We start from the raw sequence: 26818 nt of genomic DNA on the forward strand, positions 1-26818 counted from the left end.
GCCACCGGATGCCGGTGCGTCCGCGGGAGAACCGGGAACGGCGTCTTGCCCACCCCTCGGCCCGGTCGCTCAGCTCGGCGGACCCCCACGCTCCCCCCGCCCCTGCCGAGGCAGTCCCAGGTCCGCGGCGCCGCCGTCCTGGTCGCCGTACTCCCGTACCGCGCTGGTCCGCGACACCACGCGCCCCCGGTGCACCACGACGCGGCTGTACGCCAGGGACAGCGCCCCCGCCAGCCGGTCGCCGCGTACCGCGAGGAGCTCCGCCGGGAAACCGGCCTCCACCCGTACCTCGGGCAGGCCGAGCGCCGCCCGTGCCCCCGTGCTCACCGCCTCGTACGCGTCCTCCGGGTGCAGCCCGTGGCGTGAGGCGAGCAGGTACGCCGCCTCCAGGGGGTCACCGCGTCCGACGGGGTTGGAGACGTCCCGGAGTGCGCCGCTCCCGGCGGCGACCCGTACCCCGGCCGCCCGCAGCAGCCGTACCGGAGCCGTGCCGTCGGGGTGGTCGGCCGCGCCGCACGCGCCCTGCGGCAGACAGACCACCGTCACCCCGGCCGCCGCGAGCTGTTCCGCGGCCCGGGAGGCGACCTCGGCCGGCAGCAGGCCGAGGCCCTCGCAGGGACCGAGGGCCACCCCGGGGCGCAGCCCGCCCGCCATGGCCGCCAGCCGGGCCAGCCGCGCCGGATCGGCCGCGTCCGTGTGCAGGTCGACCGGGCAGCCGTGTTCGGCCGCGACCTCCAGGACCGCCTCCACGTACCCCGCCGGGTCGGGGTCCAGGTCGGGGCACCCGCCCACCACGTCCGCGCCCATCTTGACCGCGTCCCGCAGCATCGCCAGCCCGTCGGCCCCGGCCACGCCGGTCAGCACCCTCGGCATCGCCACCGTCGTCAGCTCGGCCAGACCGCGCAGCGAACGCCGCGCGCGCAGTACGGCGGTCAGCGCGCCCAGCCCCGTGACGTCGCCCACCCGCACGTGCGCCCGCAGCGCGGTCGCCCCGTGTCCGAGCTGGAGCAGGGCGGCCTCGGTGGCCCGGCGCTGGACGTCCTCGGGTTCGTAGGAGACGGGGCCCGGGACGTCGGCGGTCAGGGCCGTGTCGGGGTGGACGTGGGGGTCGGCGGGGGCGGGGAGCAGCAGGTAGCCGGCGAGGTCGACGCGGGTGCCGGGGCCCGGCGTGCGGGCGGGGGTCAGGCTGCCGGCGGTGCCGACGGCCTCGATGCGCCCGCCGTGGAGCCGCACGTCCACGGCCCGGCCGTCGGTGAGCCGAGCCCCGGAGAGCAGGAGCGAACCGCGGTCGGCGGGGCCCGAGGGGGAGGGCGAACGGGGCGGCTGCGGCTGGCTGTCGGGCATCGCGCTCCTCTGGGCTCGGGGCTGCGCAGTGGGGGACGCAAGATCACGCAGAGTGAGTCGAGCCTAGGACGGTGATCAGCCCGTGGCGCGGAGGAGCGCAATAGTCGTACCGGCGCCGTCCGGCCCTCCGGAGTGGCGGGTACGGGACGGGTCAGGGGCGACGAAACGGATTTGGGCGAACGGCGGGCGACCGTGTAATGTCTTCATCGCTCGCCCCAATAGCTCAGTCGGCAGAGCGTCTCCATGGTAAGGAGAAGGTCAACGGTTCGATTCCGTTTTGGGGCTCTGGTGTGAGAGGTTCCCGTCGCGAGGCGGGACCCGATCGCATCACAGCGGTGTAGCTCAGTCGGTAGAGCAAGCGGCTCATAATCGCTGTGTCACCGGTTCAAGTCCGGTCACCGCTACTCTCAGTAGCCGATTGCGGGGTCGGTCCTTCAATCGGCTACTCTTTCCTGCGTTAATAAAATCAATCCGTCCGTCAAGGAGCACTCACGTGGCTGCCACCGACGTCCGCCCGAAGATCACGCTGGCCTGCGTGGAGTGCAAGGAGCGGAACTACATCACCAAGAAGAACCGGCGCAACAACCCGGACCGACTGGAGATGAAGAAGCACTGCCCGCGTTGCAACGCGCACACCGCGCACCGCGAAACGCGATAAAAAGGCTCGTACACGAGGCCGTCCCCGATACCTGGGGGCGGCCTCGCGTCGTTTGGGTCAGTGGTGCCCGGCGCGGTACCCACCGCACAGCAGACGCGGCACCCACCGCACAGCAGAGCAGAGCAAAACAGCAGGAGGAGCGAGCCCATGGCGCTCGACCAGTCGTTCGTGGGGCGGACCTATCCGCCGACCGCGCCCTACGAGGTGGGCCGGGAGAAGATCCGCGAGTTCGCGGAGGCCGTGGGGGACGCCAACCCGGCGTACACGGACACGGAGGCCGCGAAGTCGCTCGGCCACCCCGACGTGATCGCCCCGCCGACCTTCGTGTTCTCGATCACGTTCAAGGCGGCCAGGCAGGTCGTCGAGGACCCGCAGCTGGGCCTCGACTACAGCCGGGTGGTGCACGGCGACCAGAAGTTCGCCTACGTCCGCCCGGTGCGGGCCGGTGACCGGCTCACCGTCACCTCGACCATCGAGGGGATCAAGTCGCTGGCCGGCAACGACGTCCTGGACATCCGCGGCGAGGTCCACGACGAGCTCGGCGAGCACGTCGTCACCGCCTGGACCAAGCTCGTGGCCCGCGCGGCCGAGGAGGCGTGAGCACCGTGACGGACCCCACCATGACGCCTCCGGCCTCTCCCGGCGCCAGGATCGCGTACGGCGACGTCGAGGTCGGCACCGAACTGCCCGCGCAGTCCTTCCCGGTGGACCGCGCCAAGCTCGTCCAGTACGCGGGCGCCTCCGGCGACTTCAACCCGATCCACTGGAACGAGAAGTTCGCCAAGGACGTCGGCCTGCCCGACGTCATCGCGCACGGCATGTTCACCATGGCCGAGGCGATCCGCGTGGTCACCGACTGGGTCGGCGACCCGGGCGCGGTCGTGGAGTACGGCGTCCGCTTCACCCGGCCCGTCGTCGTCCCGAACGACGACCAGGGTGCCGTGATCGAGGTCAGCGGCAAGGTCGCGGCCAAGCTCGACGACAACACCGTCCGCGTCGACCTCACGGCCACCAGCGGCGGCCAGAAGGTCCTCGGCATGTCCCGGGCGGTCGTCCGTCTGAGCTGAGAAGTGCGGTAAGGGGCGTTCTCCATTGAGGAGGCCCCTTACCTCTCCCCCCTTGACGCAGTTAGTGATTGAGTACTAACTTTCTGTCCATGGTCAGGATGAGCGCAGAGGAGCGACGCGAGAGCGTCATCCGCGCGGCGACGACCGAGTTCGCCCGGGGCGGCTACTACGGCACCTCCACGGAGGCCATCGCCAAGCGGGTGGGGGTCTCCCAGCCGTACCTCTTCCGACTCTTTCCGGGCAAGAAAGCGATCTTCCTCGCCGTCGCGGAACGCTGCCTCCAGGACACGCGCGAGGTGTTCGAGACGGCGTCCGAGGGGCTGCACGGCGAAGAGGCCCTGCACTCCATGGCCGAGGCCTACACGCAGCTGATCGCCGATCACCCCGAGAAGCTGCAGATGCAGTTGCAGGTCTACGTCACGGTCGCCGCGGCCGAGGCGTCCGGGGACCACGAGTTCGGCGAGATGGTGCGCAGGGGCTGGCTGGAACTCTGGGACACCGTCCACGTGCCCCTGGGGGGCAACGTGGACGAAACGACGACCTTCATGGCGTACGGCATGCTCGTCAACACCCTGGCGGGAATGGGTTTTCCGCCGGGGCACCGGATCTGGGACGGCCTCTACATCTCGGCGCGGGCCAAACAGGGCCAGAACGGCCCGTAGGGGCGCGCGGGTCGGCGGCGTGTGCTCTCGCACGCCACTCGTATGGCCAGGAAAGTTAGTCATCAATTACTAACCACAACCAAACCGCAAGCGGTGCACACCCTCTGGGGGAGAGATGTCACACCACAGCACAGGTCGGAGCACACGCGGCGGGGGAGCCGTCTGGGCCCTCGTCATCACCAGCGTCGCGGGATTCATGGCCGCCCTCGACAACCTCGTCGTCACCACCGCCCTGCCCTCCATCCGCGAGGACCTGGGCGGGGCGCTGCACGACCTGGAATGGACCGTGAGCGCGTACACGCTCACCTTCGCCGTCCTCCTGATGTTCGGGGCGGCACTGGGCGACCGCTTCGGCCGCCGCAAGCTCTTCATCGTCGGCCTGACCGTCTTCACCGCCGCCTCCGCCGCCGCGGCCATGGCACCCGGCATCGACTCGCTCATCGCCGCCCGCGCGGTCCAGGGCGTCGGCGCGGCGATCATGATGCCGCTCACCCTGACCCTGCTGACGGCCGCCGTCCCCGCCGAACGCCGCGGGATGGCGTACGGCATCTGGGGCGCCGTCAACGGGCTGGCCGTGGCCTCGGGTCCGCTGGTCGGCGGCAGCCTCACCGAACACATCTCCTGGCAGTGGATCTTCTGGCTGAACGTTCCGCTGGGGCTGGCCCTGCTGCCGCTCGCCCGCGCCCGCCTCGCCGAGTCGTACGGCTCCGGCGCCCCGCTCGACGTCCCCGGCACCCTGCTCGCCAGCGGCGGACTCTTCGGCATCGTCTACGGCCTGGTCCGCGGCCCCGTCGACGGCTGGACCGGCTCCGTGGTGCTCATGGCCCTGTTCGCGGGGGCGGCGCTGCTCGCCGGCTTCGTCCTCTACAGCACCCGCGCCAGGAACCCCATGCTCCCCATGCGCCTCTTCCGCTCCCGCGCCTTCGCCGGGATCAACGCGGCGAGCCTGCTGATGTTCCTCGGGATGTTCGGCTCGATCTTCCTGCTCAGCCAGTACATGCAGGGCGTGCTCGGCTACTCGCCCACCGAGGCGGGGCTGCGCATGCTGCCCTGGACCGGCATGCCGATGCTGGTCGCGCCCATCGCCGGCATCCTCTCGGACCGCGTCGGAGGGCGCCCGGTCGTCGCCGCGGGACTCTTCCTCCAGGCGGCCGGCCTCGGCTACCTCGCCTGGGTCATCACGGCCGACGCCTCCTACGGGGTCCAACTGCCCGGTCTGATCATCAGCGGAATCGGCATGGCCCTGTACTTCGCTCCCGCCTCCGCCCTGGTGATGTCCAGCGTCAGGAACAAGGAGCAGGGCATCGCCTCCGGCGCCAACAACGCCCTGCGCGAGGTGGGCGGCGCGCTCGGCATCGCGGTCATGTCCTCGATCTTCGCGGCCCAGGGCGGCTACGAGTCCCCGCAGATCTTCGTCGACGGACTGCGGCCCGCGGTCGCGGTCGGCGCGGCGCTGGTGGCCCTCGGAGGCATGGCGGCCCTGCTGATCCCGGGCGGCCGCCCGGCCGGCCGGACCTCCACGGACACACCCGGAACGAACCCGAACCCCACCCCGGAGCCAGCGGAGACCGTGTCCGCCGCCCCCGCGGCCACCAGCTGACCGCACCTGCGCAGGACGAGAGGAGAGCCCGACATGCCCACCCTTCCCTGGACCGTGCCGAACCCGCCGCCGCAGACTACGGAGGTACACGTCTTCGCCTCCCGTTTCGAGACCCGCACGCTGTGGGGAGCGCTGAAGTTCCTGGCGCGCACGCCGGGCGTGTGGCGGCAGGTGAGGGGCGCGCGAGGTGCGTACGGCGCGTCCCTGAAGGCGGAGCCCTTCAAGCGGACGTTCTGGACGCTGTCCGCCTGGGAGTCGCCCGAGGCGCTCAAGGACTTCGCCCGCTCCGGCACCCATGCCCCGGCCTCCCGCGGGCTCTCCGCGCAGATGCGGGACGCGAAGTTCGCCTCCTGGCCGGCGTCGAGCGACGAGCTGCCGGTCAGCTGGGCCGAAGTACGACAGCGCCTGCGGTGAGGGACGCCCGCCGTGAGGGAGGGAACGCCCCGGCCGGACGGTCGGGGCGTTCCCGCTGCCCGGGGCTGTCGGTGCCGTCTCGTAGTCTTGGGCGCGTGCAGGAAATCCAGGACGCCCCCCTCGCCCCGCTGACCACCTTCCGACTCGGAGGACCGGCGACCCGGCTGATCACGGCCACGACCGACGCCGAGGTGATCGCCGCCGTCCGCGCCGCCGACGACACCGGCACGCCCCTGCTGGTCATCGGCGGCGGATCCAACCTGGTCATCGGCGACAAGGGCTTCGACGGCACCGCCCTGCACATCGCCACCCGCGGCCTCACCCTCGACGGCACGACGCTGGAGCTGGCGGCCGGCGAGATCTGGTCCGACGCCGTCGCCCGCACCGTCGAGGCCGGACTGGCCGGCGTCGAGTGCCTGGCCGGCATCCCCGGCTCGGCGGGCGCGACGCCCATCCAGAACGTCGGCGCGTACGGCCAGGAGGTCAGCTCCACGATCACCGAGGTGACGGCGTACGACCGCAGGAACCGGGAGACGGTCACCCTCTCCAACGCGGCCTGCGACTTCTCGTACCGCAACAGCCGCTTCAAGGCCGAACCCGAGCGGTACGTCGTGCTGCGCGTCCGTTTCCTGCTGGAGGACGCGCGCGGATTCTCCGCGCCCATCCGCTACGCCGAGACGGCCCGCGCGCTCGGCGTCGAGGCGGGTGACCGGGTCCGGCTGACCGCCGCCCGCGACACCGTGCTGAAGCTGCGCGCGGGGAAGGGCATGGTGCTGAACCCCGACGACCACGACACCTGGTCGGCCGGGTCCTTCTTCACCAACCCGATCCTCACGGACGAGGAGTTCACCCGGTTCCGCTCGCGCGTGGCGGAGCGGCTCGGGGACTCGGCGGAACCGCCCGCCTTCCCGGCGGGGGACGGCCTCATCAAGACCTCGGCGGCCTGGCTGATCGACAAGGCCGGCTTCACCAAGGGCTACGGCACCGGCCCCGCCCGCATCTCCACCAAGCACACGCTGGCGCTGACCAACCGCGGCGAGGCCACCACGGAGGACCTGCTGGCGCTGGCCCGCGAGGTCGTCGCCGGGGTCCACGACGCGTTCGGCGTCACGCTGGTCAACGAGCCGGTGACGGTGGGCGTGCGGCTCTAGGTCTCCAGGCCCCGTCGGGCCCCGCCCGGCGACCTGGCGCGGCCGCCTGGGCCCGGCTACCCGGCCAGCCAGTCGTCCACCCCGGCCAGCAGTTTCTCCTTCACGCCCTCCGGCGCCGCCGACCCCCGCACCGACTGGCGTGCCAGTTCCGCCAGTTCCGGGTCCGTGAACCCGTGGTGCTCCCGGGCGAACTCGTACTGAGCCGCCAGCCGCGCCCCGAACAGCAGCGGATCGTCCGCGCCCAGCGCCATCGGCACCCCGGCCTCGAACAGCTTCCGCAGCGGCACGTCCTCCGGCTTCTCGTACACGCCCAGGGCGACGTTCGACGCCGGACACACCTCGCACGTCACCTGCCGGTCGGCGAGCCGCTTCAGCAGCCGCGCGTCCTCCGCCGCCCGCACCCCGTGCCCGATCCGGTCCGCCTCCAGGTCGTCCAGGCAGTCCCGCACCGACGCCGGCCCGGTCAGCTCACCCCCGTGCGGCGCCGACAGCAGCCCGCCCTCGCGCGCGATCGCGAACGCCCGGTCGAAGTCGCGGGCCATGCCCCGCCGTTCGTCGTTGGACAGGCCGAACCCGACCACACCCTTGTCCGCGTACCGCACCGCCAGCCGGGCCAGCGTCCGCGCGTCCAGCGGATGCTTCATCCGGTTCGCGGCCACCAGCACCCGCATCCCGATCCCCGTGTCCCGCACGGTCGTCTCCACCGCGTCCAGGATGATCTCCAGCGCCGGGATCAGCCCGCCCAGCCGTGGGGCGTACGACGTCGGGTCCACCTGGATCTCCAGCCACCCCGACCCGTCCCGCACATCCTCCTCCGCGGCCTCCCGCACCAGCCGCTGGATGTCCTCCGGCTCCTGCAGACACGACCGCGCCGCGTCGTACAGCCGCTGGAAGCGGAACCAGCCCCGCTCGTCCGTCGCCCGCAGCTTGGGCGACTCACCGCGGCCCAGTGCCTCGGTCAGCGTCTCGGGCAGTCGTACACCGTGCTTGTCGGCCAGTTCCAGCAGGGTCGCGGGCCGCATCGACCCGGTGAAGTGCAGGTGGAGATGGGCCTTCGGCAGTTCAGAGACATCACGTACACGCTCCATTCCGCGATCCTGCCGCACGACACGCCCGACCCGACAGCACTTTCCCCGTACGTGGTCTTGCTCGCACAAACAAACAGAGCACTCCGGAACGTTCCGGAGTGCTCTGTCGCGGCAGCGGGTGGGGTCAGTCCCGGGCCTCCGCCAGCAGCTTCTGGATCCGGCTCACGCCCTCGACGAGGTCCTCGTCGCCGAGTGCGTACGACAGCCGCAGGTACCCGGGCGTACCGAACGCCTCACCCGGCACCACCGCGACCTCGGCCTCCTCCAGGATCAGCGCGGCCAGCTCGACCGTGTCCTGCGGACGCTTGCCGCGGATCTCCTTGCCGACCAGCGCCTTCACCGACGGGTAGGCGTAGAACGCGCCCTTGGGCTCCGGGCACACCACGCCGTCGATGTCGTTGAGCATCCGCACGATGGTCTGGCGGCGCCGGTCGAAGGCCTCCCGCATCTTCGCCACGGCGTCCAGGTCGCCGGAGACCGCGGCGATGGCCGCCGCCTGGGCCACGTTGGACACGTTGGAGGTGGCGTGCGACTGGAGGTTCGTCGCGGCCTTGACGACGTCCTTCGGGCCGATGACCCACCCGACCCGCCAGCCGGTCATCGCGTACGTCTTCGCGACACCGTTGACCACGATGCACTTGTCGCGCAGCTCGGGCAGCAGCGCCGGCATGGACACCGAGAAGGCGTCGCCGTAGACGAGGTGCTCGTAGATCTCGTCGGTGAGCACCCACAGGCCGTGCTCGACGGCCCACTGGCCGATCGCCTCGGTCTCGGCCTCGCTGTACACGGCCCCCGTCGGGTTCGACGGCGAGACGAAGAGGACGACCTTGGTCTTGTCCGTGCGCGCGGCCTCCAGCTGCTCCACGCTCACCCGGTAGCCGGTCGTCTCGTCGGCGACGACCTCGACGGGCACGCCCCCGGCCAGCCGGATCGACTCCGGGTATGTCGTCCAGTACGGCGCCGGGACGATGACCTCGTCGCCCGGGTCGAGGATCGCGGCGAACGCCTCGTAGATGGCCTGCTTGCCGCCGTTGGTGACGAGGATCTGCGACGGGTCGACCTCGTAGCCGGAGTCGCGCAGCGTCTTCGCGGCGATGGCGGCCTTCAGCTCGGGCAGCCCGCCGGCCGGCGTGTAGCGGTGGTACTTCGGGTTCTTGCACGCCTCGACGGCGGCCTCGACGATGTAGTCCGGCGTCGGGAAGTCGGGCTCACCGGCGCCGAAGCCGATCACCGGACGCCCGGCGGCCTTCAGGGCCTTGGCCTTGGCGTCCACGGCGAGGGTCGCGGACTCGGAGATCGCGCCGACTCGGGCGGAGACCCGGCGCTCGGTGGGAGGGGTTGCAGCGCTCATGGCCCCATCGTTCCAGACCGGAAACCGCACCGGCACACGGGTTTCACGGACTGAACAGGACGGGGCACGGTCCAGAACAACAGTCCGGAACCCCGCGCCCGCCTGGGCGATCTTCGGCCGAGGCCCCCTGGCGGGGCGCCTCGCCGCCCCATTCTGTTCGACGCCCGGCCCGTGAGCACGTACACTCTCACCTCGTTGGCCTTCAGCAGCCCGCGATCATTCGGTGCACACCAAGCATCCGAGTGGATGCGGTACGTTGGTGGACACACAAAGGGTCGTAGCTCAATTGGTAGAGCACTGGTCTCCAAAACCAGCGGTTGGGGGTTCAAGTCCCTCCGGCCCTGCTACACACACCATCGCCAGGATGTGTGCGCATGTACGTACAGCAATGCACCGCCGTGCGGCTCCAACCGGGCGCGGCACGGCCACGACCCGGAATCAGGTGAGGACGAGTGACGGACGCCGTGGGCTCCATCGACATGCCTGATGCCCAGGACGAGGCGGACAAGAAGTCCCGCAAGGGCGGCAAGCGCGGCAAGAAGGGCCCCCTCAAGCGGCTCGCCCTCTTCTACCGCCAGATCGTCGCGGAACTCCGCAAGGTTGTCTGGCCGACCCGGAATCAGCTGACTACGTACACCACCGTGGTGATCATCTTCGTGGTCATCATGATCGGCCTGGTGACTCTGATTGACTATGGCTTCTCTCACGCCGCCAAGTACGTCTTCGGCTGAGTCGAGAGCGAAGGGCGCCGAGGTACCCGGCGCCCCTTTCGCGTGTTCCACCCCTATGTATCCAGGAAGAAGCAGCCACCGTGTCTGACCCGAACGTGAACGACGCCTTCGAGCCGGTCGAGTCCGTCGAGGACGAGCCCGGCACCGTCGAGGGCGCCGGCAACGAGGACACCCAGGCCTCCGCCGAGGCCGAGGCTGCCGACGACACCGTCGTCGACGCGGACGAGACCGCAGAGGCCGAGGACGAGACCGCGGAAGCCGCGGACGACGACACCGCCGAGCAGGCGGACGAGGCCGCGGAGGCCGAGCCCGAGCTGGACCCGATCGAGGCGCTCCGCCGCGAACTGCGCGTCCTCCCCGGCGAGTGGTACGTGATCCACACCTATGCCGGTTACGAGAACCGCGTGAAGACCAACCTCGAACAGCGCGCCGTCTCGCTGAACGTCGAGGACTACATCTTCCAGGCCGAGGTGCCGCAGGAAGAGGTCGTCCAGATCAAGAACGGCGACCGCAAGACGATCCGCCAGAACAAGCTGCCGGGCTACGTCCTGGTCCGCATGGACCTGACCAACGAGTCCTGGGGCGTCGTCCGCAACACCCCCGGCGTCACCGGCTTCGTGGGCAACGCCTACGACCCCTACCCGCTGACACTGGACGAGATCGTCAAGATGCTCGCCCCGGAGGCCGAGGAGAAGGCCGCCCGCGAGGCCGCCGAGGCCGAGGGCAAGCCGGCGCCGCAGCGGAAGGTCGAGGTCCAGGTCCTGGACTTCGAGGTCGGCGACTCGGTCACCGTCACCGACGGCCCCTTCGCCACGCTCCAGGCCACGATCAACGAGATCAACCCGGACTCGAAGAAGGTCAAGGGCCTCGTCGAGATCTTCGGCCGCGAGACCCCGGTCGAGCTGAGCTTCGACCAGATCCAGAAGAACTAGTTCGTCACAGGTTCGGCTGGAGCCACAGCGTCCGAGCAGGTCAGGCCCTCGTGCGAGCGGGCGCCTGACCTGCTCGGTTTTTGGCCGCGCATCTATACCCGCTATCGTTGTGCGGTATGCCTGTGTCCGGGTAGCTCCCGAACGCGGGCAGGACCCGAATCGAAAGGACCCGGAGAGCTATGCCTCCCAAGAAGAAGAAGGTCACGGGGCTCATCAAGCTCCAGATCCAGGCCGGTGCCGCCAACCCGGCTCCGCCGGTCGGCCCCGCGCTGGGTCAGCACGGCGTGAACATCATGGAGTTCTGCAAGGCCTACAACGCCGCGACCGAGTCGCAGCGTGGCTGGGTCATCCCCGTGGAGATCACGGTCTACGAGGACCGTTCCTTCACCTTCATCACCAAGACCCCGCCGGCCGCGAAGATGATCCTCAAGGCCGCGGGTGTGGAGAAGGGCTCCGGCGAGCCGCACAAGACCAAGGTCGCGAAGATCACGCGTGACCAGGTCCGTGAGATCGCCACCACCAAGATGCCCGACCTCAACGCCAACGACCTGGACCAGGCGGAGAAGATCATCGCCGGTACCGCCCGTTCCATGGGCGTCACGGTCGAGGGCTGACCTCCACCCCCGTAAGCAAGCAGTAGTGGCAGGGCCGGCTCGGCCCGCACCACGACTCCTCAGAAGCCAACAGGAGCAGTAGTGAGCAAGCGCAGCAAGTCTCTCCGCGCTGCGGACGCCAAGATCGACCGGGACAAGCTCTACGCCCCGCTCGAGGCCGTCCGTCTCGCCAAGGAGACCTCCACGAGCAAGTTCGACGGCACCGTCGAGGTCGCCTTCCGCCTGGGTGTCGACCCGCGCAAGGCCGACCAGATGGTCCGTGGCACCGTGAACCTCCCGCACGGCACCGGCAAGACCGCCCGGGTCCTGGTCTTCGCGACCGGCGACCGTGCCGAGGCCGCGCGTGCCGCGGGCGCCGACATCGTCGGCGCCGACGAACTGATCGACGAGGTGTCGAAGGGCCGTCTGGACTTCGACGCCGTCGTCGCCACCCCGGACCTCATGGGCAAGGTCGGCCGCCTCGGCCGCGTGCTCGGTCCCCGTGGTCTCATGCCGAACCCCAAGACCGGCACCGTGACCCCGGACGTCGCCAAGGCTGTCAACGACATCAAGGGCGGCAAGATCGAGTTCCGCGTCGACAAGCACTCGAACCTGCACTTCATCATCGGCAAGACGTCGTTCGACGACACCAAGCTGGTGGAGAACTACGGCGCGGCGCTGGAGGAGATCCTCCGTCTCAAGCCGTCCGCCGCGAAGGGCCGGTACATCAAGAAGGCCGCGATCAGCACCACGATCGGCCCCGGCATCCCGGTCGACTCCAACCGCACCCGCAACCTCCTCACCGAGGAGGACCCGGCGGCGGTCTGAGCCAACGGCTCGCCCAACCGGTTCACGGGCCCCGCACCTCCGAGGTGCGGGGCCCGTCCCTTTTCCCGCGACCCTGGGCTAGCGTGCGGGCAGGGGACCCCCGCACGAGGCGCAGGGGGCGCACGGGGCACAGGGGGTGGGCGGATGAGGGGCACGACGGTACGCCGTACGGTCGTCTCGGTCGCGGTGTCGGTCATGCTGGCGGGCGTCACCGCCTGCACGTCCTCCGGGGACCCCGCCGCCCCGGCCTCCCCGGCTCCGCGGTCCTCAACGCCGGCGTCCTCCGGCCCTCCGGCCCTCACCGGTCCTTCGGCCGACGCCCTGCACGCCGTCGAGCGGGCGACCGGCCGGGCGGGTTCGGCGCGGGTGGAGTCCACGACCGTGATGGGCAGCGAGCTGTCCCTGGAGGCCACCGGCGCCCTCGGCTGGCACGACGGCCTCACCGGCACCCTCATGATCACGTACACCGGCGGCACCACCGCCGAGACGATGCGCCGGCTGGGCACCACCGCGATGGAGGCCCGGTACCTGGCCGACGCCTACTACGCCCGCATGGGCGACGAGTTCGCCGCCCGGGTCGGCGGCCGGCACTGGATCAAGTACGTCTACGCCGACCTGGAGGACCTCGGCGGCGGCGCGGGCGCCGGGTTCGCGGACCAGATGCGCAACACCACGCCCCACCAGGCGGTGAAGCAGCTGCTGACCGCCAAGGACGTGCGCAAAGTGGGTGAGGAGAAGACGCGCGGCCGACGCGCCACCCACTGGTCCGGCACGGTCGGCGGGCCCACCGCCCAGACCGTCGACATCTGGGTCGACGACCGGAACCTGCTGGTCAAGAAGGTCGAGCGGGGGCGGACGAAGACCGGGGAGCTGACGCAGACCGCGTACTACAGCGACTACGGCGTCGAGGTCTCCGCCGAGCGCCCCCCGGCCGCGGACACGGCCGACTTCAAGGAACTGCTGGCGGCGCAGGACCGCTAGCGGGAAATCACAAGATCATTCGAACCATCTCGGATACGCTCGCGTCCTTGATGTGGAGATCCGATGTGCGCCGGCTGTGCGTCTGCTGCGCGTCACCTGTACTCCTTGAATCCTGTGGGGGGATACCGATGAAGTCTTCCGTACGTGTGCCCGTGGGCGCCTCCGCGGCCGCGCTGCTCCTCGCCGCCGGAGCCGTGGGCTGTTCCGGCGGGACCGACGAGTCCCCGGAGATGACGCCCGCGGCGGCCGTCGCCAAGGCGGCGAAGAACACCGAGGAGATCGACTCCATCCGTTACCGGATGACCGGCCGGGCGCCCGAGGAGGGCCGCGTCAAGGCCGAGGCGCAGATGCGGATCAAGCCCACGCTCGCGATGAGCATGAAGATGACGGCGCTGGACCAGGGCGGCGGCCAGAGCGCGGAGATCCGGCTCGTCGACAAGGCGATGTACATCGGCGGCGGCGCCGAGGCCGCCAAGGAGATGGACGGCAAGAGCTGGATGAAGTTCGACCTGGCCGCGCTGGGCGCCGACGGCGAGGAACTGGACCAGCTGGGCGGCGCCTCCCAGGCCGACAAGAACCCGGCGACCGAGTCCACCTTCCTCACCGGGGCCAAGGACGTCGAGAAGGTCGGTGCCGAGACCGTCGACGGCGTCGAGACCACCCACTACAAGGGCACGATCACCCTCGCCGACCTGGAGAAGTCCCTCGCCGACGAGGACGAGGCCACCCGGGAGAAGCGCCGGAAGAGCCTCGAGCAGTACGAGAAGATGGGCCTCGACAAGCTCACGATGGACACGTGGATCGACGGCGACGAGCACACCAAGCAGTTCCGCATGCGCGGCGACGCCGCCAAGGGCCCGCTGGACATGACCATCACCTTCCTGGGGTTCAACGAGCCGGTGAAGGTCACCGCCCCGCCGGCCAAGGACACCGTCGACCTGGCCGAGATGATGAAGGAGTCCCAGCAGGGCTGAGCCGCCCCCTCCGGGGTGGCGGCAGGGGCGGATTTGCTTGACACTGCCCCGGTCCCGTACGCTTCCACAGAAGCCAAAGACCGCTGGTCGTTGCCGTGTGCTCGTTGGAGGACACGGTGGCCGAAGGATCCGCTGAACTGCGGACGACCCGCGCAGGTGACTGTGGATGAGCTCCCGGAGTCCGCGCCTCGTGCGCGTGAGCGACGGTCGAGCCACGCCCCGTGCGCCTGCGCCGGGGCGTTTCGTTTTCCCCAGTCCTCCTTCGGGTCCGCGCGGTCCGAATCACCCGGAAGGAGGCCGAGGCTCTATGGCGACGCCCGACAAGGCTGCCGCGGTTGCCGAGCTGACGGACAAGTTCCGCAGCTCCAACGCCGCCGTGCTGACCGAGTACCGCGGTCTCACCGTGGCGCAGCTCAAGACGCTGCGCCGGTCGCTCGGTGAGAACGCCCAGTACGCCGTGGTGAAGAACACGCTGACCAAGATTGCGGCCAACGAGGCCGGGATCTCGACGCTGGACGACCACTTCAATGGTCCGACGGCTGTCGCCTTCATCACCGGTGACCCGGTGGAGTCGGCGAAGGGTCTGCGCGACTTCGCCAAGGACAACCCCAACCTCGTCATCAAGGGCGGTGTCCTTGACGGCAAGGCGCTGTCCGCCGACGAGATCAAGAAGCTTGCGGACCTCGAGTCCCGCGAGGTTCTGCTCTCCAAGCTGGCCGGTGCCTTCAAGGCGAAGCAGTCCCAGGCTGCCTCCGTCTTCCAGGCGCTGCCCTCGAAGCTCGTCCGCACCGTGGACGCGCTCCGTGCCAAGCAGGACGAGCAGGGCGGTGCCGAGTAATTCGGCTCGCTTTCTGATCCGGGCCGCCTGAGCGCGGCACGGATCGCAGCGGGCCGACGTACGCCCGCCTCACCCCGTACATCCGGCACCTGCCGAATTAGTGGAAGGACCGCCATCATGGCGAAGCTCAGCCAGGACGACCTGCTCGCCCAGTTCGAGGAGATGACCCTCATCGAGCTCTCCGAGTTCGTGAAGGCCTTCGAGGAGAAGTTCGACGTCACCGCCGCCGCTGCCGCGCCGGTCGTCGTCGCCGGTGGTGCCGCTGGTGGCGCCGCTGCCGAGGCCGAGGCCGAGCAGGACGAGTTCGACGTCATCCTCACGGGTGCCGGCGACAAGAAGATCCAGGTCATCAAGGTCGTGCGCGAGCTGACCTCCCTGGGTCTGAAGGAGGCCAAGGACCTCGTGGACGGCGCCCCGAAGCCCGTCCTCGAGAAGGTCGCCAAGGACGCCGCCGAGAAGGCCGCCGAGTCCCTCAAGGGCGCCGGCGCCTCCGTCGAGGTCAAGTAAGACCACGAAGGCACCACGGATCCGTCAGGGTCTGTAACGCCGTAGCACCGAAGAGCGATCATCCATCCGGGTGGTCGCTCTTCGGCGTTCCGGGGGTCCGGCGGCGGCTGCCTTGCACGCGTGACGGCGGAGAGTATGGTGATCTTCGTTGTGCCGTCGCCTGGGCCCTGAGAGCCCCTGGCGACAACCGGTTTGGGCAAGGGGGGCCTTGACGAACCGCACGCAGCGCGCAATTCTCAGGGCGTCGTCACAAGGATCCGAATCCGAGGCATGGATCGACGGCGAAGAGGGCAGTATCTGGGTGCGTTGAGGGCGAGGCCTTGCCGCACAGGTGGTGAGAACAACGAGGAGTGAACACGGTCCCCGAGAACCGCACTGGACATCAGTGTGCCAAGTGGCTACACTGACCCTTTGCGCTGCCTGTTAGCTGCCCCCTGCCCGTCACCAGGGGTCCGCCCTCGCCCGAGCACTGACGACCAGAGCATGCCCGACCTGGCTCTTTAGCCACATCTGGCACCCCCTGTCTTAGTGCACGGAAGAGGGACCGGTACGCGCGTAGTGAGTCCGAGCCCTCGGAAGGACCCCCTCTTGGCCGCCTCGCGCAATGCCTCGACCGCGAATACGAACAACGCTGCCAGCACCGCCCCGCTGCGCATCTCCTTTGCAAAGATCAAGGAGCCCCTCGAGGTTCCGAACCTTCTCGCGCTGCAAACCGAGAGCTTTGACTGGCTGCTCGGCAACGACGCGTGGAAGGCTCGCGTCGAGTCGGCTCTGGAGTCCGGTCAGGACGTCCCCACCAAGTCCGGTCTGGAAGAGATCTTCGAGGAGATCTCGCCGATCGAGGACTTCTCCGGGTCGATGTCGCTGACGTTCCGCGACCACCGTTTCGAGCCTCCGAAGAACAGCATCGACGAGTGCAAGGACCGCGACTTCACGTACGCGGCCCCGCTCTTCGTCACCGCCGAGTTCACCAACAACGAGACCGGCGAGATCAAGTCCCAGACGGTCTTCATGGGCGACTTCCCGCTCATGACCAACAAGGGCACCTTCGTCATCAACGGCACCGAGCGTGTCGTGGTCTCGCAGCTGGTCCGTTCGCCCGGCGTCTACTTCGACTCCTCCATCGACAAGACGTCCGACAAGGACATCTTCTCCGCCAAGATCATCCCGTCCCGGGGTGCCTGGCTGGAGATGGAGATCGACAAGCGCGACATGGTCGGTGTCCGCATCGACCGCAAGCGCAAGCAGTCCGTGACCGTCCTGCTCAAGGCGCTCGGTTGGACCACCGAGCAGATCCTCGAGGAGTTCGGCGAGTACGAGTCCATGCGCGCCACCCTGGAGAAGGACCACACCCAGGGCCAGGACGACGCGCTGCTCGACATCTACCGCAAGCTGCGTCCGGGCGAGCCCCCCACCCGTGAGGCCGCGCAGACGCTGCTGGAGAACCTGTACTTCAACCCGAAGCGCTACGACCTCGCCAAGGTCGGCCGCTACAAGGTCAACAAGAAGCTCGGCGCGGACGAGCCGCTGGACGCCGGCGTGCTCACCACCGACGACGTCATCGCCACCATCAAGTACCTGGTGAAGCTGCACGCCGGTGAGACCGAGACGGTCGGCGAGTCGGGCCGGGAGATCGTCGTCGAGACCGACGACATCGACCACTTCGGCAACCGCCGCATCCGCAACGTCGGCGAGCTGATCCAGAACCAGGTCCGTACGGGTCTCGCCCGTATGGAGCGCGTCGTGCGCGAGCGCATGACCACCCAGGACGTCGAGGCGATCACGCCGCAGACCCTGATCAACATCCGGCCGGTCGTCGCCTCCATCAAGGAGTTCTTCGGCACCAGCCAGCTGTCCCAGTTCATGGACCAGAACAACCCGCTGTCGGGGCTGACGCACAAGCGGCGTCTGAACGCCCTCGGCCCGGGTGGTCTCTCCCGTGAGCGGGCCGGCTTCGAGGTCCGTGACGTTCACCCGTCGCACTACGGCCGCATGTGCCCGATCGAGACGCCCGAAGGCCCGAACATCGGTCTGATCGGTTCGCTCGCCTCGTACGGCCGGATCAACCCGTTCGGCTTCATCGAGACGCCGTACCGCAAGGTCGTCGACGGCCAGGTCACCGACGAGGTGGACTACCTGACCGCCGACGAGGAGGACCGCTTCGTCATCGCGCAGGCCAACGCCACGCTCAACGACGACATGCGCTTCTCCGAGGCCCGCGTCCTGGTCCGCCGTCGTGGCGGCGAGGTCGACTACGTCCCCGGTGACGACGTCGACTACATGGACGTCTCGCCGCGCCAGATGGTGTCGGTCGCGACCGCGATGATCCCGTTCCTGGAGCACGACGACGCCAACCGTGCCCTCATGGGCGCGAACATGATGCGTCAGGCCGTGCCGCTCATCAAGAGCGAGTCCCCGCTCGTCGGCACCGGCATGGAGTACCGCTCCGCCGCCGACGCCGGTGACGTGGTCAAGGCCGAGAAGGCGGGTGTGGTCCAGGAGGTCTCCGCCGACTACATCACCACCACCAACGACGACGGCACGTACATCACGTACCGCCTGGCCAAGTTCTCCCGGTCCAACCAGGGCACCTCGGTCAACCAGAAGGTCATCGTCGCCGAGGGCGACCGGATCATCGAGGGCCAGGTCCTGGCCGACGGTCCGGCCACCGAGAACGGCGAGATGGCGCTCGGCAAGAACCTGCTGGTCGCGTTCATGCCGTGGGAGGGTCACAACTACGAGGACGCGATCATCCTGTCGCAGCGCCTCGTGCAGGACGACGTCCTCTCCTCGATCCACATCGAGGAGCACGAGGTCGACGCCCGTGACACCAAGCTCGGCCCCGAGGAGATCACCCGGGACATCCCGAACGTCTCCGAGGAGGTCCTCGCCGACCTCGACGAGCGCGGCATCATCCGTATCGGTGCCGAGGTCGTCGCCGGCGACATCCTCGTCGGCAAGGTCACGCCCAAGGGTGAGACCGAGCTGACCCCGGAGGAGCGCCTGCTCCGCGCGATCTTCGGTGAGAAGGCGCGCGAGGTGCGCGACACCTCCCTGAAGGTGCCGCACGGTGAGATCGGCAAGGTCATCGGCGTCCGCGTCTTCGACCGCGAGGAGGGCGACGAGCTTCCCCCCGGTGTGAACCAGCTGGTGCGCGTGTACGTGGCGCAGAAGCGCAAGATCACCGACGGTGACAAGCTCGCCGGCCGCCACGGCAACAAGGGCGTCATCTCCAAGATCAACCCGATCGAGGACATGCCGTTCCTGGAGGACGGCACGCCCGTCGACATCATCCTCAACCCGCTGGGTGTCCCGTCCCGAATGAACCCGGGACAGGTCCTGGAGATCCACCTCGGCTGGCTCGCCAGCCGCGGCTGGGACGTCTCCGGCCTCGCGGAGGAGTGGGCGCAGCGCCTCCAGGCCATCGGCGCCGACAAGGTCGAGCCCGGCACCAACGTCGCCACCCCGGTCTTCGACGGTGCGCGCGAGGACGAGCTGGCCGGCCTGCTCCAGCACACCATCCCGAACCGCGACGGCGAGCGCATGGTGCTCCCGACCGGCAAGGCGCGGCTGTTCGACGGCCGCAGCGGTGAGCCGTTCCCGGACCCGATCTCGGTCGGGTACATGTACATCCTCAAGCTGCACCACCTGGTCGACGACAAGCTGCACGCCCGGTCGACCGGCCCGTACTCGATGATCACCCAGCAGCCGCTGGGTGGTAAGGCCCAGTTCGGTGGCCAGCGCTTCGGTGAGATGGAGGTGTGGGCGCTGGAGGCATACGGCGCCGCGTACGCCCTCCAGGAGCTGCTGACGATCAAGTCCGACGACGTGACCGGCCGCGTGAAGGTCTACGAGGCCATCGTCAAGGGCGAGAACATCCCTGAGCCCGGCATCCCCGAGTCCTTCAAGGTGCTCATCAAGGAGATGCAGTCCCTGTGCCTCAACGTGGAGGTGCTGTCCTCGGACGGCATGTCCATCGAGATGCGTGACACCGACGAGGACGTCTTCCGCGCCGCGGAGGAGCTTGGCATCGACCTGTCCCGGCGCGAGCCGAGCAGCGTCGAAGAGGTCTGACGGGAGTCAGGCGGGGCCTCTTCCGCAGAGGCCCCGCCGACCCCGCGACCCCCGTTTCAGACCACAGACTTACAACCCTGAGAGGGATTGACGCATAGTGCTCGACGTCAACTTCTTCGATGAGCTCCGGATCGGTCTGGCCACCGCTGACGACATCCGTCAGTGGAGCCACGGCGAGGTCAAGAAGCCCGAGACCATCAACTACCGCACCCTCAAGCCCGAGAAGGACGGACTCTTCTGCGAGAAGATCTTCGGTCCGACCCGGGACTGGGAGTGCTACTGCGGCAAGTACAAGCGCGTCCGCTTCAAGGGCATCATCTGCGAGCGCTGTGGCGTCGAGGTCACGCGCGCCAAGGTGCGCCGTGAGCGGATGGGCCACATCGAACTGGCCGCTCCCGTCACCCACATCTGGTACTTCAAGGGCGTCCCGTCGCGCCTGGGCTACCTGCTGGACCTGGCGCCGAAGGACCTCGAGAAGGTCATCTACTTCGCCGCGTACATGATCACCTTCGTGGACGAGGAGCGCCGTACGCGCGACCTGCCGTCGCTGGAGGCCCACGTCTCCGTCGAGCGCCAGCAGATCGAGCAGCGCCGCGACTCCGACCTGGAGGCCCGCGCCAAGAAGCTCGAGACCGACCTGGCCGAGCTGGAGGCCGAGGGCGCCAAGGCCGACGTGCGCCGCAAGGTGCGCGAGGGTGCCGAGCGCGAGATGAAGCAGCTGCGCGACCGTGCGCAGCGCGAGATCGACCGCCTCGACGAGGTGTGGAGCCGGTTCAAGAACCTCAAGGTCCAGGACCTGGAGGGCGACGAGCTGCTCTACCGCGAGCTGCGCGACCGCTTCGGCACCTACTTCGACGGCTCGATGGGCGCCGCCGCGCTGCAGAAGCGCCTGGAGTCCTTCGACCTCGACGAGGAGGCCGAGCGCCTCCGCGAGATCATCCGTACCGGCAAGGGCCAGAAGAAGACCCGTGCGCTCAAGCGCCTCAAGGTCGTCTCCGCGTTCCTGCAGACCAGCAACAGCCCCAAGGGCATGGTGCTCGACTGCGTGCCGGTCATCCCGCCGGACCTGCGTCCGATGGTGCAGCTGGACGGTGGCCGCTTCGCGACCTCCGACCTGAACGACCTGTACCGCCGCGTCATCAACCGCAACAACCGCCTGAAGCGGCTTCTCGACCTCGGCGCGCCCGAGATCATCGTGAACAACGAGAAGCGCATGCTCCAGGAGGCCGTCGACGCGCTCTTCGACAACGGCCGTCGTGGTCGCCCGGTGACGGGCCCCGGCAACCGTCCGCTGAAGTCGCTGTCCGACATGCTCAAGGGCAAGCAGGGCCGCTTCCGTCAGAACCTGCTCGGCAAGCGAGTCGACTACTCGGCGCGTTCCGTCATCGTCGTCGGCCCGCAGCTGAAGCTGCACCAGTGCGGTCTGCCCAAGGCCATGGCGCTGGAGCTCTTCAAGCCGTTCGTGATGAAGCGCCTGGTCGACCTGAACCACGCGCAGAACATCAAGAGCGCCAAGCGCATGGTCGAGCGCGGCCGCACGGTCGTGTACGACGTGCTGGAAGAGGTCATCGCGGAGCACCCGGTTCTGCTGAACCGTGCGCCCACGCTGCACCGCCTCGGCATCCAGGCCTTCGAGCCGCAGCTGGTCGAGGGCAAGGCCATCCAGATCCACCCGCTCGTCTGCACCGCGTTCAACGCGGACTTCGACGGTGACCAGATGGCCGTCCACCTGCCGCTCTCCGCGGAGGCGCAGGCCGAGGCCCGCATCCTGATGCTGTCCTCGAACAACATCCTCAAGCCGGCCGACGGCCGTCCGGTGACGATGCCGACCCAGGACATGGTCCTCGGTCTGTTCTTCCTCACCACCGACTCCGAGGGGCGTAGCCCCAAGGGCGAGGGCCGTGCCTTCGGCTCCTCCGCCGAGGCGATCATGGCGTTCGACGCCGGAGACCTGACGCTTCAGGCGAAGATCGACATCCGCTTCCCGGTGGGAACCATCCCGCCCCGCGGCTTCGAACCCCCGGCCCGCGAGGAGGGGGAGCCGGAGTGGCAGCAGGGTGACACCTTCACCCTGAAGACCACGCTGGGCCGTGCGCTCTTCAACGAGCTGCTGCCCGAGGACTACCCGTTCGTCGACTACGAGGTCGGCAAGAAGCAGCTCTCCGAGATCGTCAACGACCTCGCCGAGCGCTACCCGAAGGTCATCGTGGCGGCGACGCTCGACAACCTGAAGGCGGCCGGCTTCTTCTGGGCCACCCGTTCCGGCGTCACCGTCGCCATCTCCGACATCGTCGTTCCCGACGCGAAGAAGGAGATCGTCAAGGGCTACGAGGCGCAGGACGAGAAGGTCCAGAAGCAGTACGAGCGCGGTCTGATCACCAAGGAAGAGCGCACGCAGGAGCTCATCGCGATCTGGACCAAGGCGACCAACGAGGTCGCCGAGGCGATGAACGACAACTTCCCGAAGACCAACCCGGTCTCCATGATGGTGAACTCGGGTGCCCGCGGAAACATGATGCAGATGCGTCAGATCGCCGGTATGCGTGGTCTGGTGTCGAACGCGAAGAACGAGACGATCCCGCGTCCCATCAAGGCCTCCTTCCGTGAGGGCCTGTCCGTGCTGGAGTACTTCATCTCCACGCACGGTGCCCGTAAGGGTCTGGCGGACACCGCTCTGCGTACCGCCGACTCGGGTTACCTCACGCGTCGTCTGGTCGACGTCTCCCAGGACGTCATCATTCGCGAGGAGGACTGCGGCACCGAGCGCGGTCTCAAGCTGCCGATCGCCACGCGCGACGCGGACGGCACGCTGCGCAAGGCCGAGGACGTCGAGACCAGCGTCTACGCCCGCATGCTCGCCGAGGACGTCGTCATCGACGGCAAGGTGATCGCGCCGGCCAACGTCGACCTCGGTGACGTCCTGATCGACGCCCTGGTCGCCCACGGCGTCGAGGAGGTCAAGACCCGCTCGATCCTGACCTGCGAGTCCCAGGTCGGCACCTGCGCCATGTGCTACGGCCGCTCGCTGGCCACCGGCAAGCTGGTCGACATCGGTGAGGCGGTCGGCATCATCGCCGCCCAGTCCATCGGTGAGCCCGGCACCCAGCTGACGATGCGTACCTTCCACACCGGTGGTGTGGCCGGTGACGACATCACCCAGGGTCTGCCGCGTGTCGTCGAGCTCTTCGAGGCCCGTACCCCGAAGGGTGTCGCCCCGATCTCCGAGGCCTCCGGCCGCGTGCGGATCGAGGAGACCGAGAAGACGAAGAAGATCGTCGTCACCCCGGACGACGGCAGCGACGAGACGGCGTTCCCGATCTCGAAGCGTGCCCGTCTGCTCGTGGGCGAGGGCGACCACGTCGAGGTGGGCCAGAAGCTCACCGTGGGTGCCACCAACCCGCACGACGTGCTGCGCATCCTGGGTCAGCGTGCCGTCCAGGTCCACCTGGTCGGCGAGGTCCAGAAGGTCTACAACTCGCAGGGTGTGTCGATCCACGACAAGCACATCGAGATCATCATCCGGCAGATGCTGCGCCGCGTGACGATCATCGAGTCGGGCGACGCGGAGCTGCTGCCCGGCGAGCTGGTCGAGCGCACGAAGTTCGAGACCGAGAACCGTCGTGTGGTCCAGGAGGGCGGTCACCCGGCCTCCGGTCGTCCGCAGCTGATGGGTATCACCAAGGCCTCGCTGGCCACGGAGTCCTGGCTGTCGGCCGCCTCCTTCCAGGAGACGACGAGGGTCCTGACGGACGCGGCGATCAACGCCAAGTCCGACAGCCTCATCGGCCTCAAGGAGAACGTCATCATCGGTAAGCTCATCCCGGCCGGTACGGGCCTGTCCCGCTACCGCAACATCCGGGTCGAGCCGACCGAGGAGGCCAAGGCCGCGATGTACTCGGCCGTCGGCTACGACGACATCGACTACTCGCCGTTCGGCACGGGCTCCGGCCAGGCCGTTCCGCTGGAGGACTACGACTACGGTCCGTACAACCAGTAGGCGGTAGCAGATTGAGCGAAGGGCGGTCACCCCGTACGGGGTGACCGCCCTTCGGCGTGCGCGGACCGCAGGGAAGAATCACGAGGCGTCGTTCGTTCCGCCCGCCACCCGACCGCCGGCCCTGGGGAGTTGTCCATGCTCGCGATAAGAATATTCCTCGTCGTCATGGTGTGCGGCTCGGCGTTGGTGCTGTGCACCAACCTGTACGCCCTGCGGAAGGCGAAGCGGCTGGAGTCCGCGGGTACCCGCGTCGAGGGCGAATGCGTCAGCCACTACTGGCCGAGCGGGGGCTACGTGGGCGCCGTCTGTACGTACTCCACAGGAGCCGGCCAGGAGCACACGGTCCGCTCGTCGAGGTACTCCGTCCCCCCGGTGGAGGTGGGTGACGTGGTGGAGGTCGTCCATGAGCCGGGGAGGCCGGAGCGCGCGTTGCTGCTGTTCGAGGCGGCCCGGCGGGTGGGGTACGACACAGCCCTGACGGCCGTCATGGGCGCGATGTGGGCGGCGGCGGTGACGGGGCTCCTCTTCACGCTGTGACGGCGCCGCCGCACCGCGGGGTGCCTACGGCACGCCCAGTTCGAAGATGACGTAGTGGGCGTACCAGCCGGAGGCGAGGGACGCCGTGGTGAAGAAGACGACCAGGCTCGGGAGCTTCAGGCGGCTCAGGGCCGCGGCGGGGGCCAGGAGCAGGGGGAAGGCGGGGAGCAGGTAGCGCATGGTGTTGCCGAACATCTGCTGGGTGCCCAGGACCGTGATGACGGAGGCCAGGGTGTAGGCGACCAGGACCAGCGGGGGCCGCTTGCGCAGCATCAGGGCGATCAGGAAGGGCAGCGCCAGGACCAGCTGGAGGGAGAGCAGGTCCGGGGTGGAGAAGGCGAAGTGGTAGTCGCCCTTGCCCACCGTGAGGTTGCGCAGCACGTCCAGGGTGTAGGCGCCGTAGTCGAAGAAGTGGGCCCAGCCCTCGCGCTGGAGGGTGAAGTACGCGGTGGCCTCGCCCGTGCTCCAGCCGACCCAGGCGATGTAGCCGAGCAGGCCGATCGGGGCGACGAGCATGGCGTACACCGGGCCGCGTATTCCGTGTTCGCGCCGGGACTCCGGGCGGGCCAGCGTCACCAGGGCGGCGAGTCCCACGGCGCCGATGAGCACGGCTGAGGTGGGGCGGTTCAGGCCCGCGGTGAAGGCGAGCAGGCCGGCCGCCACCCAGCGCCGGGTCATCACGGCGTAGCAGGCCCAGGCGGCGATGGCGACGAACAGGGACTCGGAGTAGACGGCCCACTCGACGCCCGCGCCGGGGGCCACGGCCCACAGGCCGGCCGCGATGGTGCCCGCGCGCGCCCCCGCGAGCAGCGAGATCACCGCGTAGATGCCCGCCGCCGCGATGAACGACGAGACGACCGAGACCAGGATCCCGGAGCCGTACAGGCCGAGGCCGGTGGACTCCGAGACCATGCGGATCAGGGCCGGGTAGAGGGGGAAGAACGCCACCGAGTTCTGCTGGACCGTGAACAGGCCGTCGGAGTCGAGCCGGACCAGGGAGGGGTGGTAGCCGTGTTCGGCGACCTGGAGGTACCACCAGCCGTCCCAGGTGGCCAGGACGTCCCACCAGTGGGCGCCGCCGCCGAAGCGCGGGTTCTTCTCGCGGAAGTCCCCGGCGTACGTCAGCAGGGTGGCGAAGACGCCGAGGCCGACCAGCTTGGTGACGCCGTACAGGAGGAGCGGGGCCAGATAGGGCCGGGCGCCGTCCGGCAGCCGGGGCGGCCAGGTCGCCCAGGGGCGTTCCCGGGGCCCGTCGGGCCGTGCCGTGCGTGCGCCGTCCGACCCGTCGGTCACCGTGTCGTCGGCAGCCGTGTCCATGGCTGTCATCCCCCTTGGCCCACCCTCAACCGTCAATTGCTGCCATAAGATCGCACAAGAGTCGCACATCTGTGCTCAGTGTCAGGGGGAGGGGAGGCGCGGTGCCCGAGGAACCGGACGCGGAGCAGCACGAACCCGTCGTGCTGTCGGTCGTCATACCCATGTACAACGAGGAGGAGGTCCTGCCCGCGCTGGTCAGCAGGTTGCGCCCGGTCCTGACGGAGCTGGGCGTGCGGCACGAGGTCGTCGTGGTGGACGACGGCAGCGGCGACCGCACGGCGGAGCTGCTGGCCGCCTTCCGGCTGGGCTGGCCGGAGCTGCGCGTGGTCGCGCTGCGGCGCAACTCCGGACACCAGGCGGCTCTGACCGCGGGCCTGGACCGGGCCGTGGGCGCCTACGTCGTCAGTCTCGACGCCGACCTCCAGGACCCGCCGGAGAAGATCCCGGAGATGCTGGAGCTGGCCCGTACGCAGGGCCTGGACATCGTCTACGGCGTGCGGGCCGACCGCCGCAGCGACTCCGGGTTCAAGCGGTGGTCGGCGGGCGTCTACTACCGCCTGATGCGGCGCCTGGCGGGCCCGTCCGTGCTCGCGCAGGCCGGCGACTTCCGGCTGCTCAGCCGGGCCGCCGTGGACGCGCTGAAGGCCCTGCCGGACCAGCAGCGGGTCTACCGGCTCCTCGTGCCGTGGCTGGGTTTCCCGAGCGGCCGGGTGACGTACGAGCGCGCGCCGCGCACCGCCGGCCGCACGAAGTACCCGCTGGGCCGGATGATCCGCCTCGCCGTCGACAGCGTCACCGGCTTCTCGGCGGCCCCGCTGCGCATCGCCACCTGGCTGGGCGCCGGTGCCTTCGTGGTCTGCCTGGGGCTGCTGGTCTACACGCTGACCGCCTTCGCGCTGGGCCGCACGGTCCCCGGCTGGACCTCGCTCTTCACCGGCATCGTGTTCATCGGGGCGGTGCAGCTGATCTGCGTCGGTCTGCTCGGTGAGTACGTCGGGCGCATATACACGGCGGTGCAGAACCGGCCGACGTACTTCGTCCGGGACGACACGGCGGCGCCCGCGCCCGTACCGGTCCCCGCGCCCGCACCCGGCGGCGGATCGATCGGGACACAGAGGGACGAATCGGGTACGGACGACCGCGCCGCCCATTTGTTTTGACCGCAGCGAATGCG

Annotated in this window: 23 protein-coding genes and 3 tRNA genes; 22 read left to right on the forward strand and 4 right to left on the reverse strand. The window is 69.2% G+C overall.

Annotated elements, in window-relative coordinates; all coding sequences use genetic code 11:
* Positions 1-69: 69 nt before the first annotated feature.
* On the reverse strand, positions 70-1344 hold the full coding sequence (locus tag OIE75_RS22355) for an amidohydrolase family protein (protein ID WP_329471957.1): 1275 nt from the start codon (positions 1342-1344) through the stop codon (positions 70-72).
* Positions 1345-1556: 212 nt separating this feature from the next.
* On the opposite strand from OIE75_RS22355, the gene OIE75_RS22360 reads away from it, so the two are divergent.
* From OIE75_RS22360 to OIE75_RS22400, 9 genes are all read left to right on the forward strand, one after another.
* A tRNA-Thr gene (locus OIE75_RS22360) sits at positions 1557-1629 on the forward strand.
* 46 nt (positions 1630-1675) lie between these two features.
* Positions 1676-1748: transfer RNA gene (locus tag OIE75_RS22365), tRNA-Met, on the forward strand.
* 89 nt (positions 1749-1837) lie between these two features.
* Positions 1838-2002, forward strand: coding sequence for a 50S ribosomal protein L33 (gene rpmG, locus OIE75_RS22370; RefSeq protein WP_003948671.1), 165 nt, complete (start codon positions 1838-1840; stop codon positions 2000-2002).
* 147 nt (positions 2003-2149) lie between these two features.
* Entirely contained in the window at positions 2150-2602 is a 453-nt protein-coding gene (locus OIE75_RS22375; protein WP_307014532.1) for a MaoC family dehydratase N-terminal domain-containing protein, read from the forward strand.
* Positions 2603-2622: 20 nt separating this feature from the next.
* Entirely contained in the window at positions 2623-3069 is a 447-nt protein-coding gene (locus OIE75_RS22380) for a MaoC family dehydratase (protein ID WP_307018074.1), read from the forward strand.
* A gap of 89 nt (positions 3070-3158) precedes the next feature.
* Positions 3159-3731 (forward strand): TetR/AcrR family transcriptional regulator, encoded by a 573-nt coding sequence (locus OIE75_RS22385; RefSeq protein WP_307014533.1) that lies wholly within the window; start codon positions 3159-3161, stop codon positions 3729-3731.
* A gap of 115 nt (positions 3732-3846) precedes the next feature.
* Positions 3847-5331, forward strand: coding sequence for an MFS transporter (locus OIE75_RS22390; RefSeq protein WP_329471958.1), 1485 nt, complete (start codon positions 3847-3849; stop codon positions 5329-5331).
* Positions 5332-5364: 33 nt separating this feature from the next.
* Positions 5365-5745, forward strand: a complete 381-nt coding sequence (locus tag OIE75_RS22395; RefSeq protein ID WP_329471959.1) for a DUF3291 domain-containing protein — start codon at positions 5365-5367, stop codon at positions 5743-5745.
* 95 nt (positions 5746-5840) lie between these two features.
* A complete protein-coding gene (locus OIE75_RS22400) occupies positions 5841-6896 on the forward strand; it encodes a UDP-N-acetylmuramate dehydrogenase (protein WP_307014536.1) in 1056 nt (351 codons plus the stop codon).
* A 56-nt stretch (positions 6897-6952) separates the two neighbouring features.
* Here the strand turns inward: OIE75_RS22400 and OIE75_RS22405 are convergent, their stop codons facing one another.
* Both OIE75_RS22405 and OIE75_RS22410 read right to left on the reverse strand, forming a co-directional pair.
* Complete coding sequence (locus OIE75_RS22405) at positions 6953-7984, reverse strand: adenosine deaminase (RefSeq protein WP_307014538.1); 1032 nt, start codon at positions 7982-7984, stop codon at positions 6953-6955.
* A gap of 124 nt (positions 7985-8108) precedes the next feature.
* Positions 8109-9335 (reverse strand): pyridoxal phosphate-dependent aminotransferase, encoded by a 1227-nt coding sequence (locus tag OIE75_RS22410; protein ID WP_329471960.1) that lies wholly within the window; start codon positions 9333-9335, stop codon positions 8109-8111.
* 271 nt (positions 9336-9606) lie between these two features.
* Between OIE75_RS22410 and OIE75_RS22415 the strand changes: the two genes are divergently transcribed.
* The 12 genes from OIE75_RS22415 to OIE75_RS22470 all read left to right on the forward strand — a co-directional run bounded on the left by OIE75_RS22415 (position 9607) and on the right by OIE75_RS22470 (position 24327).
* Positions 9607-9679, forward strand: a tRNA-Trp gene (locus OIE75_RS22415).
* A gap of 108 nt (positions 9680-9787) precedes the next feature.
* The gene (secE, locus tag OIE75_RS22420; RefSeq protein ID WP_307014541.1) at positions 9788-10066 is read left to right on the forward strand and encodes a preprotein translocase subunit SecE; all 279 of its coding nucleotides are present in this window, start codon (positions 9788-9790) and stop codon (positions 10064-10066) included.
* Between the two features lie 80 nt (positions 10067-10146).
* On the forward strand, positions 10147-10998 hold the full coding sequence (nusG, locus tag OIE75_RS22425) for a transcription termination/antitermination protein NusG (RefSeq protein ID WP_307014542.1): 852 nt from the start codon (positions 10147-10149) through the stop codon (positions 10996-10998).
* Positions 10999-11177: 179 nt separating this feature from the next.
* The gene (gene rplK / locus OIE75_RS22430; RefSeq protein ID WP_003974315.1) at positions 11178-11612 is read left to right on the forward strand and encodes a 50S ribosomal protein L11; all 435 of its coding nucleotides are present in this window, start codon (positions 11178-11180) and stop codon (positions 11610-11612) included.
* A gap of 81 nt (positions 11613-11693) precedes the next feature.
* Positions 11694-12419 carry a 50S ribosomal protein L1 gene (rplA, locus tag OIE75_RS22435; RefSeq protein WP_064729326.1) on the forward strand — a complete coding sequence of 242 codons (726 nt, stop codon included), beginning with the start codon at positions 11694-11696 and terminating at the stop codon, positions 12417-12419.
* 144 nt (positions 12420-12563) lie between these two features.
* Positions 12564-13400, forward strand: coding sequence for a hypothetical protein (locus tag OIE75_RS22440; RefSeq protein WP_329471961.1), 837 nt, complete (start codon positions 12564-12566; stop codon positions 13398-13400).
* 128 nt (positions 13401-13528) lie between these two features.
* Positions 13529-14374, forward strand: coding sequence for a DUF1396 domain-containing protein (locus OIE75_RS22445; RefSeq protein ID WP_307014546.1), 846 nt, complete (start codon positions 13529-13531; stop codon positions 14372-14374).
* 307 nt (positions 14375-14681) lie between these two features.
* Complete coding sequence (gene rplJ / locus OIE75_RS22450; RefSeq protein ID WP_064729329.1) at positions 14682-15212, forward strand: 50S ribosomal protein L10; 531 nt, start codon at positions 14682-14684, stop codon at positions 15210-15212.
* A gap of 117 nt (positions 15213-15329) precedes the next feature.
* Complete coding sequence (rplL, locus tag OIE75_RS22455) at positions 15330-15719, forward strand: 50S ribosomal protein L7/L12 (protein WP_064729330.1); 390 nt, start codon at positions 15330-15332, stop codon at positions 15717-15719.
* A 588-nt stretch (positions 15720-16307) separates the two neighbouring features.
* Entirely contained in the window at positions 16308-19793 is a 3486-nt protein-coding gene (rpoB, locus tag OIE75_RS22460) for a DNA-directed RNA polymerase subunit beta (RefSeq protein WP_125492303.1), read from the forward strand.
* A 97-nt stretch (positions 19794-19890) separates the two neighbouring features.
* Positions 19891-23790, forward strand: a complete 3900-nt coding sequence (locus OIE75_RS22465; RefSeq protein ID WP_307014548.1) for a DNA-directed RNA polymerase subunit beta' — start codon at positions 19891-19893, stop codon at positions 23788-23790.
* Positions 23791-23925: 135 nt separating this feature from the next.
* Entirely contained in the window at positions 23926-24327 is a 402-nt protein-coding gene (locus OIE75_RS22470; protein ID WP_307014549.1) for a DUF3592 domain-containing protein, read from the forward strand.
* Positions 24328-24351: 24 nt separating this feature from the next.
* Here the strand turns inward: OIE75_RS22470 and OIE75_RS22475 are convergent, their stop codons facing one another.
* Positions 24352-25644: a hypothetical protein gene (locus tag OIE75_RS22475; RefSeq protein WP_329471963.1), complete on the reverse strand. Its 1293-nt coding sequence runs from the start codon at positions 25642-25644 to the stop codon at positions 24352-24354.
* Positions 25645-25745: 101 nt separating this feature from the next.
* Here OIE75_RS22475 and OIE75_RS22480 point away from each other — a divergent pair, with 101 nt between their 5' ends.
* Complete coding sequence (locus tag OIE75_RS22480) at positions 25746-26804, forward strand: glycosyltransferase family 2 protein (protein ID WP_329471964.1); 1059 nt, start codon at positions 25746-25748, stop codon at positions 26802-26804.
* Positions 26805-26818: the final 14 nt, after the last annotated feature.

It is taken from the genome of Streptomyces sp. NBC_01723, assembly GCF_036246005.1.
Lineage (GTDB): Bacteria > Actinomycetota > Actinomycetes > Streptomycetales > Streptomycetaceae > Streptomyces.